The sequence below is a fragment of the Pseudomonas sp. NPDC089554 genome (genome assembly GCF_050280645.1).
In the GTDB taxonomy this organism is placed as follows: domain Bacteria; phylum Pseudomonadota; class Gammaproteobacteria; order Pseudomonadales; family Pseudomonadaceae; genus Aquipseudomonas.
In genome coordinates, this window is record NZ_JBNNVR010000122.1 from 1 (window position 1) to 12,567 (window position 12,567).

The following is a 12,567-nucleotide window of genomic DNA, read 5'->3' on the forward strand; positions in this document are numbered from 1 at the left end:
CCAGTTTTGCACAAGCGATGTTTCAGAATGTCGCTGGGCCGAGAGGCTAGAAATCCGGGGCTATAGCTCAGCTGGGAGAGCGCCTGCATGGCATGCAGGAGGTCAGCGGTTCGATCCCGCTTAGCTCCACCAATTTTGCCGCGGTTCGTGAATGCGAATCGGCACGAAGGTTACGTCCCCTTCGTCTAGTGGCCTAGGACACCGCCCTTTCACGGCGGTAACAGGGGTTCGAGTCCCCTAGGGGACGCCACTTTTTCCTGCGTCTTGCAGGGTTTGAAAGGCTCATTCGAATATTGGATGAGCTTTTTGTTTTGTCTCGGGGCTATAGCTCAGCTGGGAGAGCGCCTGCATGGCATGCAGGAGGTCAGCGGTTCGATCCCGCTTAGCTCCACCAATCGCCAGGGTATCGTGAATACGAACCCGCACGAAGGTTACGTCCCCTTCGTCTAGTGGCCTAGGACACCGCCCTTTCACGGCGGTAACAGGGGTTCGAGTCCCCTAGGGGACGCCACTTTTACCTGCGTTTTGCAGGACTTGAAAAGGCTCATTCGCTTATTGAATGGGCCTTTTGTTTTTTCTGCCCTCTTGATTTCGTCCGCGAGCGACCAGCGGTTGCAATTTCTGCTTGCGCAAAAATATTATTATAATAATATTATGCTTATAATATTCAAGGTGGCCCCATGAGCGATAAGAAAACCAAGACCCGCGAGCGCATCCTTGAGGCGGCGCGTGATGCGTTGATCGAGCAGGGCCCTGTTGATCCGAGTGTGGGCCAGGTAATGGCCGCTGCTGGGCTGACGGTGGGCGGTTTCTATGCGCATTTCGACAGCAAGGAAGAGCTGATGCTGGAGGCGTTTCGCCAGTTGCTCGCCGAACGCCGAGCCAGGCTGTCCGCAATCGACTCAAGCCTCGATGGAGAAGAGCGCCGTGCCTTGGTGGCGGCGTTCTACCTCTCGCGCAAGCATCGAGATCGTGACATCCAGGAGCATGCCTGCCCGATCCCCAACGCCCTGAACGAGATCCAACGTCTGCCTGAGGTGTTTCGCCAAGTGCTGGCTGAACACATCGAGCTGATGACCGCGCAAATGGTCGACCGCCCAGAGGACATCGACAAGGCCTTCGCCGACCTTGCCCTGATGATCGGCGGCCTGGCGCTGGCCCGTGCCCTCGGCAACTGTGAGCTATCCGATCGCATCCTGCGTGCCGCCAAATCGGCGGTTATCTGAGTAACCTGAACCCTGGAGCAAGGCGATGACTACCCTGAGTTGGATTCGCGGCGTCAATGGCACTCTTGGCCACCTGGCCCCTGAACATGTCGCCGGCCGTATGCGCCGGGCGTTCATGACACCGCGTACGTTGCCGCCCAAGCCCTGGGAGCTGCCATTGCTGGCCAAGGCCGAGCGCATCACTTTGCGTTTCGGGTTGTCTGCCCTGCGCTGGGGGCAGGGGCCAACGGTATTGCTGATGCATGGTTGGGAGGGGCGGCCCACGCAGTTTGCTGCCTTGATCGAAACGCTGGTGCAAGCCGGACACACCGTGGTTTCCCTGGAGGGGCCGGCACATGGGCGATCCCCTGGGCAGCAGGCGCATGTAGCGCTGTTCGCGCGCGCTCTGCTGGAGGCGGCAGCCGAATTACCGCCGTTGCGTGCGGTGATCGGTCACTCCATGGGCGGCGCCAGTATGATGTTGGCATTGCAATGGGGCCTGCGTGCAGAGGCGGCGGTGAGCATCGCCGCACCCGCGCAGTTGCTGGGCGTGCTGCGAGGTTTTGCTCGCCGCCTGGGCCTGCCGGCGCGAGCGCGTGCAGCGTTCATTCGCCAGGTTGAGCGCGATGTTGGAGTGCAGGTGGCGCGTCTGGATGTCAACGGCTATCAGTTGGAGCTGCCGGGGTTGGTCGTGCATGCGGCAGACGATAACGTGGTGCCTGCCAGCGAAGCGCAACTGATCCACAAGGCCTGGTTCGACAGTCGTTTGTTGCAACTGGCAGAAGGTGGTCACCAACGGGTGTTGGCTGACCCACGGTTGGGCCATGCGGTGCTCGAGTTGCTGCAGCGCGCGGCGCAACCGGCACGGCAAAGCGCCTGAGCATCCGTTACACTCTGCCCGTTCACAGACAACGGGAGCGGGCATGAGCTGGGACCTGGCAGCGCCATTCATCATCGACCTTCGCGTCGGCACCGACGACATCGACGGCCTCGGCCATGCCAACAACGCGGTCTACGTGACCTGGTTGGAGCGCTGCGCCTGGCGTCACTCACAGCGCCTGGGCCTGGACCTGGCCGAGTACCGGCGTCTGGACCGGGCAATGGCCGTGGTGCGCCATGAAATCGACTACCTTGCCGCTGCCTACGAAGAAGACGAACTGCAACTGGCGACCTGGATCGTCGATTGGGACCAGCGCCTGCGCATGACCCGACGCTTCCAGCTCAAGCGCCCGCGTGATGGCGTGACCCTGCTGCGCGCGCAAACCACCTTCGCCTGCATCGAGCTGTCCAGCGGCAAGCCCAAGCGTATGCCCGCTGAGTTCCTCGATGGCTATGGCCCGGCGCTGATCGGTACCTGAGGGCGCCGGTTTTTTTGCTAGACTGCCGCCTTTTTCCGCTGAGACCCTCACATGCAAATTGCCCTGGCCCCCATGGAGGGGCTGGTCGACAACATCCTGCGCGACGTCTTGACCCGGGTAGGCGGCATCGATTGGTGCGTCACCGAGTTCATCCGAGTCTGCGACCGCCTGCTGCCGCCTGCACAGTTCGACAAGCTGGCGCCTGAACTGCGCCAGGGCGCGCGCACGGCTGCCGGGGTGCCCATGCGTGTGCAATTGCTGGGCTCGGACCCGGTGTGCCTGGCGGAAAACGCCGTGCTGGCTTGCGAGCTCGGCGCGCCGGTCATCGACCTGAACTTCGGTTGCCCGGCCAAGACGGTAAACAAGTCGCGGGGTGGAGCTGTACTGCTCAAGGAACCGGAACTGCTGCATGCGATCGTGCGCGAAGTGCGCCGCGCGGTGCCGGCTCACATTCCCGTCACTGCCAAGATGCGCCTGGGTTTCGACAGCCCGGACGGTGCCTTGGCGTGCGCCACGGCATTGGCAGAGGGTGGTGCTGAACACCTGGTGGTGCACGCGCGTACCAAGGCTGACGGTTACAAACCGCCGGCCCATTGGGAGTGGGTGGCGCGAGTACAGGACGTGGTGCGGGTGCCAGTGTTCGCCAACGGCGAGATCTGGACTGTGGACGACTGGCGGCGTTGCCGCGAAGTCAGTGGTGCGCAAGACATCATGTTGGGGCGCGGGCTGGTATCGCGCCCGGACCTGGCCTTGCAGATCGCCGCAGCGCGCGAGGGGCGCGATTACCAGCCGATGAGCTGGGCGCAGTTGCTGCCCTTGTTGCGCGAGTTCTGGCGCCAGGCCCAGGCAAAGTTGTCGCCACGCTACGCACCAGGGCGGATGAAGCAATGGTTGGCGATGTTGACCCGCAGTTACCCCGAAGCCGTGGTGTTGTTCGCCGAACTGCGGCGGGTGGACGATTGCCAGCGAATCAGCGAGCTGCTGGGTGTGATGGCGCAGCCTGAGCCGTGCGTTGCCTGACGTGTTGGCTGCGACACCAACCGAAAAATTTCGCCATACCCCTTGAAAGCGTTTTCCCCAGCCTTATCTCTTGAGTACGCGATGCCGAAGTCGGGTCGCGTAATGACCTACTTGCTGAATCTCAGGAGTTAATGAACATGACCACCGCTTTCTCTCTCGCACCACTGTTCCGCCATTCCGTAGGCTTCGATCGTTTCAATGACCTGTTCGAGTCTGCGGCGCGTAACGAGGCCGGTAGCAGCTACCCGCCCTACAACGTCGAGAAACATGGCGAAGATCAATATCGCATCGTGGTTGCCGCAGCCGGTTTCCAAGAGCAGGACCTTGACCTCCAAGTGGAGAAGGGCGTCCTGACGGTAACGGGCGGCAAGCGCGAAAACGGCGCAGCAGGCAGCGTCACCTTCCTGCACCAAGGCATTGCCCAGCGCGCGTTCAAGCTGTCGTTCCGCCTGGCCGACCATATCGAGGTCAAGGGTGCGGGCCTGGCCAACGGCCTGCTGAGCATCGACCTGCTGCGGGTCGTGCCGGAGGAAGCCAAGGCCAAGCGCATCCCGATCAACGGGGAAAAACCCGCGTTGAGCTAAGCATTGGCGGCAATGAAAAAGGGCACCTTCGGGTGCCCTTTTTGCATTTCAGTAGTCCGCCGGAGTCTCCAGCAACATCTGTCGGAACTCTGGCAGGGGAAGTGGCCGACTGTGCAGGTAACCCTGGTACAGATGGCAGCCCAGGCGCTCGAGAAACTCCAGTTGCTCGGTCAGCTCGACGCCCTCGGCGATCACCGCCAGCTCCAGGCTACGGGCCATGGCGACGATGGCGCGAACGATCTCGGCGTCGTTAGGGTCGATTGGTGCGTCGCGCACGAAGGTCTGGTCGATCTTCAGCGCATCCACCGGCAAGCGCTTGAGGTAGGTGAGCGACGAATAGCCTGTGCCGAAGTCGTCCATGGCAAAGCTCACGCCATAGCGTTTGAGCTCACGCATCTTGCTGATGGTGTCTTCGAGGTTCTGGATGACGATGCCTTCGGTGATCTCCAGCTTCAGCATGTGCCGGGGCAGGCGGTAGTCGTCCAGGCTGCGCAGCACCCGCTCGACAAAATCATTCTGGCGGAACTGGCGTGGGCTGATATTTACGCAAAGGCTGAAATCGTTGGCGTCGATCAACCTGTCCTCGAGCATGCGGGCGCATGCATCGCAGGCTTCATCGAGTATCCAGCTACCGACCTCGAGAATAAGACCGCTTTCCTCCAGCACCTGAATGAACTGCGCCGGTGGCTGCTGGCCCAGTTGCGGGTGGTGCCAGCGTAGCAGCACCTCGGCACCGACGATCCGGTTGTCACGCGCGTCAACCTGGGGTTGGAAGTGCAGGGCCAGCTCGCCACGGGCCAGGGCCAGGCGCAGGTCGTTCTCCATGCGCAGGCGTTCGCTGGCGGCCTTTTGCATGGTGGTGTGGAACAGTTGCGTGGTGTTGCGCCCCGAGTCCTTGGCCCGGTACAGGGCGATATCGGCGCGCTTGAGCAGGTCGGCCGGGGTGGCGCCGTGGTCGGGGATCAACGCGACGCCAATGCTCGGGGTCACTTGCAGGCGCTGGCCATCCAGCGACATGGGTTCGGCCAGCAGCTCACGCAGGGTGTCGGCCAGTTCGCGGACCTTGCCCTCGACCTCGTCGCGGCTGCCTTCCAGGCCGCTGAGCAACACCACGAACTCGTCGCCGCCCAGGCGTGCCACGGTGTCCTCCAGGCGTACGCTGGCTTCCAGGCGTGCGGTGATGATCTTCAGCACGGTGTCGCCGACCGGGTGGCCGAGCGAGTCGTTGATGTGCTTGAAGTGGTCCAGGTCGAGGAACAGCAGCGCGCCGCGCAGGTTGTGGCGCTTGAGCAGGGCGATCTGCTGGCTCAGGCGGTCCATCAGCAAGGCGCGGTTGGGCAGGTTGGTCAGCGGGTCGTGGTAGGCCAGGTGGCGGATCTGCGCCTGGGCGTTCTTCAGCAGGCTGACGTCACGGGCGGTCAGCAGCAGGCAGTCGGTTTCGTTGAGGCTTATCGGCTCCACCGACACTTCCACGGTGAGAATATCGCCACGCTTGTTGCGCCCGAGCATTTCCCGATGATGAACCCGGCCACGTTCCCTGAGCTCGGTGAGCAATGCGCTGCGCTGCTTGTCGTCGGCCCAGATACCGACCTCAAGGACAGTACGCCCGATGACATCGCTGGCGGTATACCCGGTCAGCCGACAGAAACCGTCGTTGACCTCCAGGTAGCGGCCATTCTCGCGCTCGGTGATGGTGATGGCGTCGGGGCTGGAGTGGAAGGCCTTGGCGAACTTCTCTTCGCTGGCCTTGAGCGCCGCCTCGGCGCGTTGCTGCTGGGTGATATCGCGCAGGGTGGTGACACTGCAAGGCTGGTTGTCGACGCTGATGAGGCGACTGGAAATCACGCAGGTCAAGGGGGTGCCGTTGCGATGGTTGACCACTACCGCGACGTTGCTCAGGGCCTGTTCGCGAATCACCCGCTCGATGCGCAGTGCCCGCTCCGAGGACTCGGCCCACAGCCCGAGCTGCTCGGCGGTGCGGCCGATCACCTGGTCGGCGTCCCAGCCGAAGGTCTGGGTGAAGGCCGGGTTCACCTCGATGAACTGGCCGTTGTCCTGGCGGGTGACACAAATTGGGTCGGGGCTGACCAGGAACAGGCTGGCGAACTTTTCTTCCGAAGCGCTCAGGCGTTGTTCGCGCTCGACCTGGTCGGTGATGTCCAGCAGCGTGCCGGCCATGCGCAGCGGGTTGCCCTGTTCGTCGCGGTACAGCCGGGCCCGGCTTTCGATAAAGCGCGAGGCGCCGTTGTCCAGCTGGATGCGGTAGGTGATCTGGTAGTTGCCCGCCGGGCCTTCGCGCAGGCTGCGATAGGCCTGGCGCATGGCACTGCGCTCCTGCTCCGGCACGCCTTCGAAGAAGGCCTCGAAGGACTCATGGAAGGGCACGGGGTCCAGGCCATGCAACTGCGCGGCACGGGCCGAGCCATAGAGCATGCCACTGGGGATATGCCAGTCCCAGGTACCCAGCTGGGCCGAGTCCAGGGCCAGGTCCAGGCGCTCCTGGCTGTCCTTGAGGGCTTGCTCGGCACGCTTGCGTTCGGTGGTGTCGACGAAGGTGCTGATCAGGTAGGTGATGCCTTCGAGCTCGATGCCCTGGGTGCACAGGATGCCATCGTGCACCTTGCCGCTGCTGGCGCGGAACTGCACTTCCATGATCAGCGGGCCACTGTTGGCGGTGGTGGTGGCCTCCAGCACCTGGCGGCGTTGTTCAGGATGGACCCACAGGCCCAGCTCCATGCTGGTCTTGCCCACCACATGGGTGCCAGGCCAGCCGAACATGTCCTCGAAGTGCTGGTTGACCTCGAAGATCAGGCCGTCGTTGCGGCGGGTCAGCAAAATGGCGTTAGGGCTCAGGTGGAAGAGGGTGGCGAAGCGCTTCTCTGAGTTGACCAGTGCGGTTTCCCGTTCGCGCTGGCGAGTGATCTCACGAATCACCCCGATCATCTGCGGGCGACCGTTTGGGTCGTGGGTCAGGCTGCCGTTGATTTCCAGCCAGTGCAGGCTGCCGTCTGGCCAGCGAATGCGGTGGCGCATGGCCTGCTCTACCGGCTCGCCACTGACCACGGCCTGGAACGCTTGGCGCGTACGTGCGCGGTCCTCCTCTGGCAGCAGGTCTAGGTAGTCGACATCGGCGGGCAGCGGGCGTAGCGGGTCGAAGCCGAACAGCGCCTGGGTACCGCGTGACCAGCTGACCCGGCCGGTCTCGATGTCCCACAGCCAGGCGCCCAGGCGCGCGCCATTGAGTGCGGCCAGCAATTGCGGGGCGTTTTGCCAGGCCTGTTCCGACTCCTGGGGATCGACCGCAGGAATACGCGGCAGGCGCGGAAAGCGGTTTGCTGATTTGGGCATCGGTACCAGACCTTTGGCGGATGACGCGTCCTTGGAGTTGAAATGCCGTGCTGACGACCGGTCAGGCGGACCCTGCGTGGCTGTCGAGCAATGCCATGAAGGCCCTTGCCGCGTTCGATAGCGTTCGTTCCGTATGCAAAATGTAGCCTAGCTGGCGCGACAGCTGTATGCCGGGTAAAACGATGGGTGAAACCTGTTCATCGAGCATAGTACGTGGCAGCACACTCCACGCCAGGCCAATGGAAACCATCATCTTGATGGTCTCCAGGTAGTTGGTGCTCATGGCGATGTTCGGCGTCAGCCCCTGGCTCTCGAACAGACGCTGCACGATATGGTGGGTAAAGGTGTTGCCGCCGGGGAACACCGCTGGGTGGCGGGCAACGTCAGCGAGGCTGATATCGCCATTGCGGGCCAGTGGGTGCTCCGGTGCAGCCACGAAATCCAGCGCGTCATCCCACACCGGCATTGCTCGGACCAGGTGATGGGGCTCCGGGGCCAGGGTAATTACGGCAATTTCCGCGCGGCCATGGAGAATTTCGTCGTAGGCCGCTTCCGAATCGAGGAACTGAATATCCAGTGCTACTGCCGGGTACTGGCGGGTGAACGCCCGTAATAGCGGGGGCAGGCGATGCAGGCCGATATGGTGGCTGGTGGCTAGGGTCAGCCGACCGGTCACTTCCCCCGTTAAATTGGTCAGTGCGCGTCGGGTATCCTCTAGCACATTGAGGATCTGGTAGGCGCGTGGCAGCAGGGCGCGGCCGGCCTCGGTCAGCGTCACCTCGCGGCCCAGGCGGTCGAACAGGCGAACCTCCAGTTGTTGTTCCAGGCCGGCAATGCGTTTGCTGATGGCCGGCTGGGTCAGGTGAAGGCGTTCGCCCGCGCCAGAGAAGCTGCCGGTTTCGGCAATGGCGATAAACGCGCTGAGGTTGGCCAGGTCCATGACTATGAATTCCTATTGGTTATCCAAAGCATAAAAATTATGAATTTGAGTTATTCAATCTAACCCCCTAGCATCGCCCGTACAAGCCAAGGGGTTATTGGCATAGAAAGACGCTGATGAGGAACAGTCTGATGGCTGGCAAAACGCTCTACGACAAACTCTGGGATGCCCATGAGGTCAAGCGCCGCGACGACGGCTCTTCCTTGATCTACATCGACCGTCACATCATCCACGAAGTGACCTCGCCACAGGCCTTCGAAGGCCTGCGCCTGGCCAACCGCAAGCCATGGCGTATCGATACCAACATCGCCACGCCCGACCACAACGTGCCGACCACGCCAGAGCGCAAGGGCGGTATCGAGGCCATCGCCGACCAGGTTTCGCGCCTGCAAGTACAAACCCTCGACGAGAACTGTGACGAATACGGCATCGTCGAATTCAAGATGAACGACGAGCGCCAGGGCATCGTCCACGTCATCAGTCCCGAGCAGGGCGCGACCTTGCCAGGCATGACCGTGGTCTGCGGTGACTCGCACACCTCCACCCACGGCGCCTTCGGTGCCTTGGCCCACGGCATTGGCACCTCCGAGGTCGAGCATGTGCTCGCCACCCAGTGCCTGGTGGCCAAGAAGATGAAGAACATGCTGGTGCGCGTGGAAGGCCAGTTGCCTGCCGGCGTGACGGCCAAGGACATCGTCCTCGCGGTTATCGGCAAGATCGGTACCGCCGGTGGCAATGGCCATGCCATGGAATTCGCCGGTAGCGCCATTCGCGACCTTTCCATGGAAGGCCGCATGACCATCTGCAACATGTCGATCGAGGCAGGTGCCCGCGTGGGCCTGGTGGCGGTAGACGCTACCACCCTCAACTATGTCGAAGGCCGTCCCTACTCGCCCAAGGGCGCGCACTGGCCGTTGGCGATCGAGGCCTGGAAGGGCTTGGTCTCTGATGACGATGCGGTGTTCGACACCGTGGTTGAGCTGGACGCTGCGCAAATCAAGCCCCAGGTCAGCTGGGGTACCTCCCCGGAAATGGTCCTGGCCGTCGACCAGCGTGTGCCGGACCCGGCCGCCGAGGCCGACCTCATCAAGCGTGGCTCGATCGAGCGCGCGCTCAGGTACATGGGCCTGACCGCCAACCAGGCGATCACCGACATCAAGCTGGACCGCGTGTTCATCGGCTCGTGCACCAACTCACGCATCGAAGACCTGCGTGCCGCCGCCGAGATAGCCAAGGGCCGCAAGGTCGCGGCGAACGTCAAGCAGGCGCTGGTGGTTCCGGGTTCTGGCCTGGTCAAGGCGCAGGCCGAGCGCGAAGGGTTGGACAAGATCTTCGTCGAAGCCGGCTTCGAATGGCGTGAGCCAGGCTGCTCGATGTGCCTGGCGATGAACCCTGATCGCCTGGAAAGCGGCGAGCACTGCGCCTCCACCTCCAACCGCAACTTCGAAGGGCGTCAGGGCGCCGGTGGGCGTACTCACCTGGTCAGCCCGGCCATGGCCGCCGCTGCTGCGGTGACTGGCCACTTCATCGATGTCCGCGAGTTGATCCAAGGGAGCGCAGCATGAAAGCCTTTACCCAGCACACCGGCCTGGTCGCGCCACTGGATCGCGCCAACGTCGACACCGACCAGATCATCCCCAAGCAATTCCTCAAGTCGATCAAGCGCACCGGTTTCGGCCCGAACCTGTTCGACGAGTGGCGTTACCTGGATGTCGGCCAGCCGTACCAAGACAACAGCAAGCGGCCTCTGAACACCGAGTTCGTGCTCAACCACGCACGCTACCAAGGTGCCAGCGTACTGCTGGCACGTGAGAATTTCGGCTGTGGCTCCAGCCGCGAACATGCCCCGTGGGCATTGGATGAGTACGGTTTCCGTAGCGTTATCGCGCCGAGCTTCGCCGATATCTTCTTCAACAACAGCTTCAAGAACGGCTTGTTGCCGATCATCCTCAGCGACGAAGAAGTCGATGAGCTGTTCAAGCAGGTCGAAGCCAACCCTGGTTACCAGCTGGTCATCGACCTGCAGGCGCAGGCCGTGACCCGTCCAGACGGCAAGGTGCTGCACTTCGAGATCGATGCCTTCCGCAAGCACTGCCTGATCAACGGCCTGGACGATATCGGCCTGACCCTGCAGGACAGCGAGGCGATCAAAATCTTCGAGGGCTCGCATCGCGCCAGCCAGCCGTGGTTGTTCCGCGACGCATGAGCCGTCGCGCTTTGCCGGGTATCGCAGCACGATAGTGAGCTACGATGCCCGGCTGGTTTTTTCGGCGAGCTGACGAGGCGCGCCGCTTGAGTGGATACGAGGAAAGCATGAGCAAGCAGATTCTGATTCTCCCAGGTGATGGCATCGGCCCGGAAATCATGGCCGAGGCGGTCAAGGTTCTGGAGCTGGCCAACGACAAGTTCCAGCTTGGCTTTGCCCTGGAGCATGACGTGATCGGTGGCGCGGCCATCGACAAGCACGGCGTGCCATTGGCCGACGAAACCCTGGAGCGTGCGCGCAAGGCCGATGCCGTGCTGTTGGGCGCGGTCGGCGGGCCGAAATGGGACAAGATCGAGCGTGACATCCGCCCGGAACGCGGCCTGCTGAAGATCCGCTCGCAACTGGGCCTGTTCGCCAACCTGCGTCCGGCGATCCTCTATCCGCAACTGGCCGATGCTTCTTCGCTCAAGCCCGAGATCGTCGCCGGCCTGGATATCCTCATCGTCCGCGAGCTGACCGGTGGTATCTACTTCGGTGCGCCGCGCGGCCAGCGCGAACTCGAAGGGGGTGAGCGCCAGGCTTACGACACCCTGCCATACAGCGAAAGCGAAGTGCGTCGCATCGCCCGTGTCGGCTTCGACATGGCCCGTGTGCGCGGCAAGAAGCTGTGCTCGGTGGACAAAGCCAACGTCCTGGCCTCCAGCCAGCTGTGGCGTGAAGTGGTCGAAGAGGTCGCCAAGGACTACCCGGACGTCGAGCTCAGCCACATGTACGTCGACAACGCCGCCATGCAACTGGTGCGAGCGCCCAAGCAGTTCGACGTGGTGGTCACCGACAACATGTTCGGTGACATCCTGTCGGATGAAGCTTCCATGCTGACCGGTTCCATCGGCATGCTCCCCTCGGCCTCGCTGGATGCCGACAACAAGGGCATGTATGAGCCATGCCACGGTTCGGCGCCGGATATCGCAGGCCAAGGCGTGGCCAACCCGCTGGCGACCATTCTCTCGGTGTCGATGATGCTGCGCTACAGCTTCAACCAGCAGGCTGCCGCCGACGCCATCGAGAAGGCCGTCAGCCTGGTGCTGGACCAGGGCCTGCGTACCGGTGACATCTGGTCGGCCGGCTGCAGCAAGGTAGGCACGCAGGAAATGGGCGACGCAGTAGTCGCAGCGCTGCGGAATCTGTAATCTCTCTGGCCCGTCGCCGCTTTCCTGCGGTGGCGGCCCACTTTTTAGCAAAGGTGTAGTTGCGATGAAACGTGTAGGTCTGATCGGTTGGCGCGGTATGGTCGGTTCCGTGCTCATGCAGCGGATGCTGGAAGAGCAGGACTTCGACCTTATCGAGCCGGTGTTCTTCACCACCTCCAATGTCGGTGGCCAAGGCCCGAGCGTGGGCAAGGATATTGCTCCGCTCAAGGACGCTTATTCGATCGAAGAGCTCAAGACCCTCGACGTGATCCTGACCTGCCAGGGCGGCGACTACACCAACGAGGTCTTCCCCAAGCTGCGCGAAGCCGGCTGGCAAGGCTACTGGATCGACGCCGCTTCGTCCCTGCGTATGCAGGATGACGCGGTCATCGTCCTCGACCCGGTCAACCGCAAGGTCATCGACCAGCAGCTGGATGCCGGTACCAAGAACTACATCGGTGGCAACTGCACCGTCAGCCTGATGCTGATGGGCCTGGGCGGCCTGTTCGAGGCAGGTTTGGTCGAGTGGATGAGCGCCATGACCTACCAGGCAGCCTCTGGTGCCGGCGCGCAGAACATGCGCGAGCTGATCAAGCAGATGGGCGGTATCAATGCTGCGGTGGCCATATGGATATAGGCCTGGGAACCGTCCAGCTCTGCGCCGACCTTGAAGATACCGACCACGGTCAGGCGCTGCATGCGCGGAGTAATGCCGC

At 62.6% G+C, this 12,567-nt stretch carries 10 protein-coding genes, 4 tRNA genes and 1 pseudogene; 13 read left to right on the plus strand and 2 right to left on the minus strand.

The window, feature by feature from the left end; translation table 11 throughout:
- The first annotated feature begins 56 nt into the window (after window positions 1-56).
- From ACQKPE_RS24035 to ACQKPE_RS24075, 9 genes are all read left to right on the plus strand, one after another.
- Window positions 57-132: transfer RNA gene (locus tag ACQKPE_RS24035), tRNA-Ala, on the plus strand.
- A gap of 42 nt (window positions 133-174) precedes the next feature.
- Window positions 175-250 (plus strand) — tRNA-Glu (locus tag ACQKPE_RS24040).
- Between the two features lie 68 nt (window positions 251-318).
- Window positions 319-394: transfer RNA gene (locus tag ACQKPE_RS24045), tRNA-Ala, on the plus strand.
- Window positions 395-435: 41 nt separating this feature from the next.
- Window positions 436-511, plus strand: a tRNA-Glu gene (locus tag ACQKPE_RS24050).
- Between the two features lie 169 nt (window positions 512-680).
- Window positions 681-1,226 carry a TetR/AcrR family transcriptional regulator gene (locus ACQKPE_RS24055; RefSeq protein ID WP_427669172.1) on the plus strand — a complete coding sequence of 182 codons (546 nt, stop codon included), beginning with the start codon at window positions 681-683 and terminating at the stop codon, window positions 1,224-1,226.
- Window positions 1,227-1,251: 25 nt separating this feature from the next.
- The gene (locus ACQKPE_RS24060) at window positions 1,252-2,085 is read left to right on the plus strand and encodes an alpha/beta fold hydrolase (protein WP_427669173.1); all 834 of its coding nucleotides are present in this window, start codon (window positions 1,252-1,254) and stop codon (window positions 2,083-2,085) included.
- A gap of 43 nt (window positions 2,086-2,128) precedes the next feature.
- Complete coding sequence (locus ACQKPE_RS24065) at window positions 2,129-2,563, plus strand: acyl-CoA thioesterase (RefSeq protein ID WP_427669174.1); 435 nt, start codon at window positions 2,129-2,131, stop codon at window positions 2,561-2,563.
- Window positions 2,564-2,614: 51 nt separating this feature from the next.
- Window positions 2,615-3,583 carry a tRNA dihydrouridine synthase gene (locus ACQKPE_RS24070; protein WP_427669175.1) on the plus strand — a complete coding sequence of 323 codons (969 nt, stop codon included), beginning with the start codon at window positions 2,615-2,617 and terminating at the stop codon, window positions 3,581-3,583.
- Between the two features lie 137 nt (window positions 3,584-3,720).
- Window positions 3,721-4,167: an Hsp20 family protein gene (locus ACQKPE_RS24075; RefSeq protein WP_427669176.1), complete on the plus strand. Its 447-nt coding sequence runs from the start codon at window positions 3,721-3,723 to the stop codon at window positions 4,165-4,167.
- Window positions 4,168-4,215: 48 nt separating this feature from the next.
- Here the strand turns inward: ACQKPE_RS24075 and ACQKPE_RS24080 are convergent, their stop codons facing one another.
- Both ACQKPE_RS24080 and ACQKPE_RS24085 read right to left on the minus strand, forming a co-directional pair.
- The gene (locus ACQKPE_RS24080; protein ID WP_427669177.1) at window positions 4,216-7,515 is read right to left on the minus strand and encodes a PAS domain S-box protein; all 3,300 of its coding nucleotides are present in this window, start codon (window positions 7,513-7,515) and stop codon (window positions 4,216-4,218) included.
- Window positions 7,516-7,576: 61 nt separating this feature from the next.
- Window positions 7,577-8,455: a LysR family transcriptional regulator gene (locus tag ACQKPE_RS24085; protein ID WP_427669178.1), complete on the minus strand. Its 879-nt coding sequence runs from the start codon at window positions 8,453-8,455 to the stop codon at window positions 7,577-7,579.
- Between the two features lie 131 nt (window positions 8,456-8,586).
- Here ACQKPE_RS24085 and leuC point away from each other — a divergent pair, with 131 nt between their 5' ends.
- The 4 genes and pseudogenes from leuC to ACQKPE_RS24105 all read left to right on the plus strand — a co-directional run.
- Window positions 8,587-10,020, plus strand: a complete 1,434-nt coding sequence (leuC, locus tag ACQKPE_RS24090) for a 3-isopropylmalate dehydratase large subunit (RefSeq protein ID WP_427669179.1) — start codon at window positions 8,587-8,589, stop codon at window positions 10,018-10,020.
- The gene (leuD, locus tag ACQKPE_RS24095; RefSeq protein ID WP_427669180.1) at window positions 10,017-10,661 is read left to right on the plus strand and encodes a 3-isopropylmalate dehydratase small subunit; all 645 of its coding nucleotides are present in this window, start codon (window positions 10,017-10,019) and stop codon (window positions 10,659-10,661) included. Before leuC ends, leuD begins: the two co-directional genes overlap by 4 nt.
- A 107-nt stretch (window positions 10,662-10,768) precedes the next feature.
- Window positions 10,769-11,851, plus strand: coding sequence for a 3-isopropylmalate dehydrogenase (gene leuB / locus ACQKPE_RS24100; protein ID WP_427669181.1), 1,083 nt, complete (start codon window positions 10,769-10,771; stop codon window positions 11,849-11,851).
- Between the two features lie 64 nt (window positions 11,852-11,915).
- Window positions 11,916-12,476, plus strand: a pseudogene (locus ACQKPE_RS24105) (aspartate-semialdehyde dehydrogenase); the annotation flags it as partial.
- Window positions 12,477-12,567 lie beyond the last annotated feature (91 nt).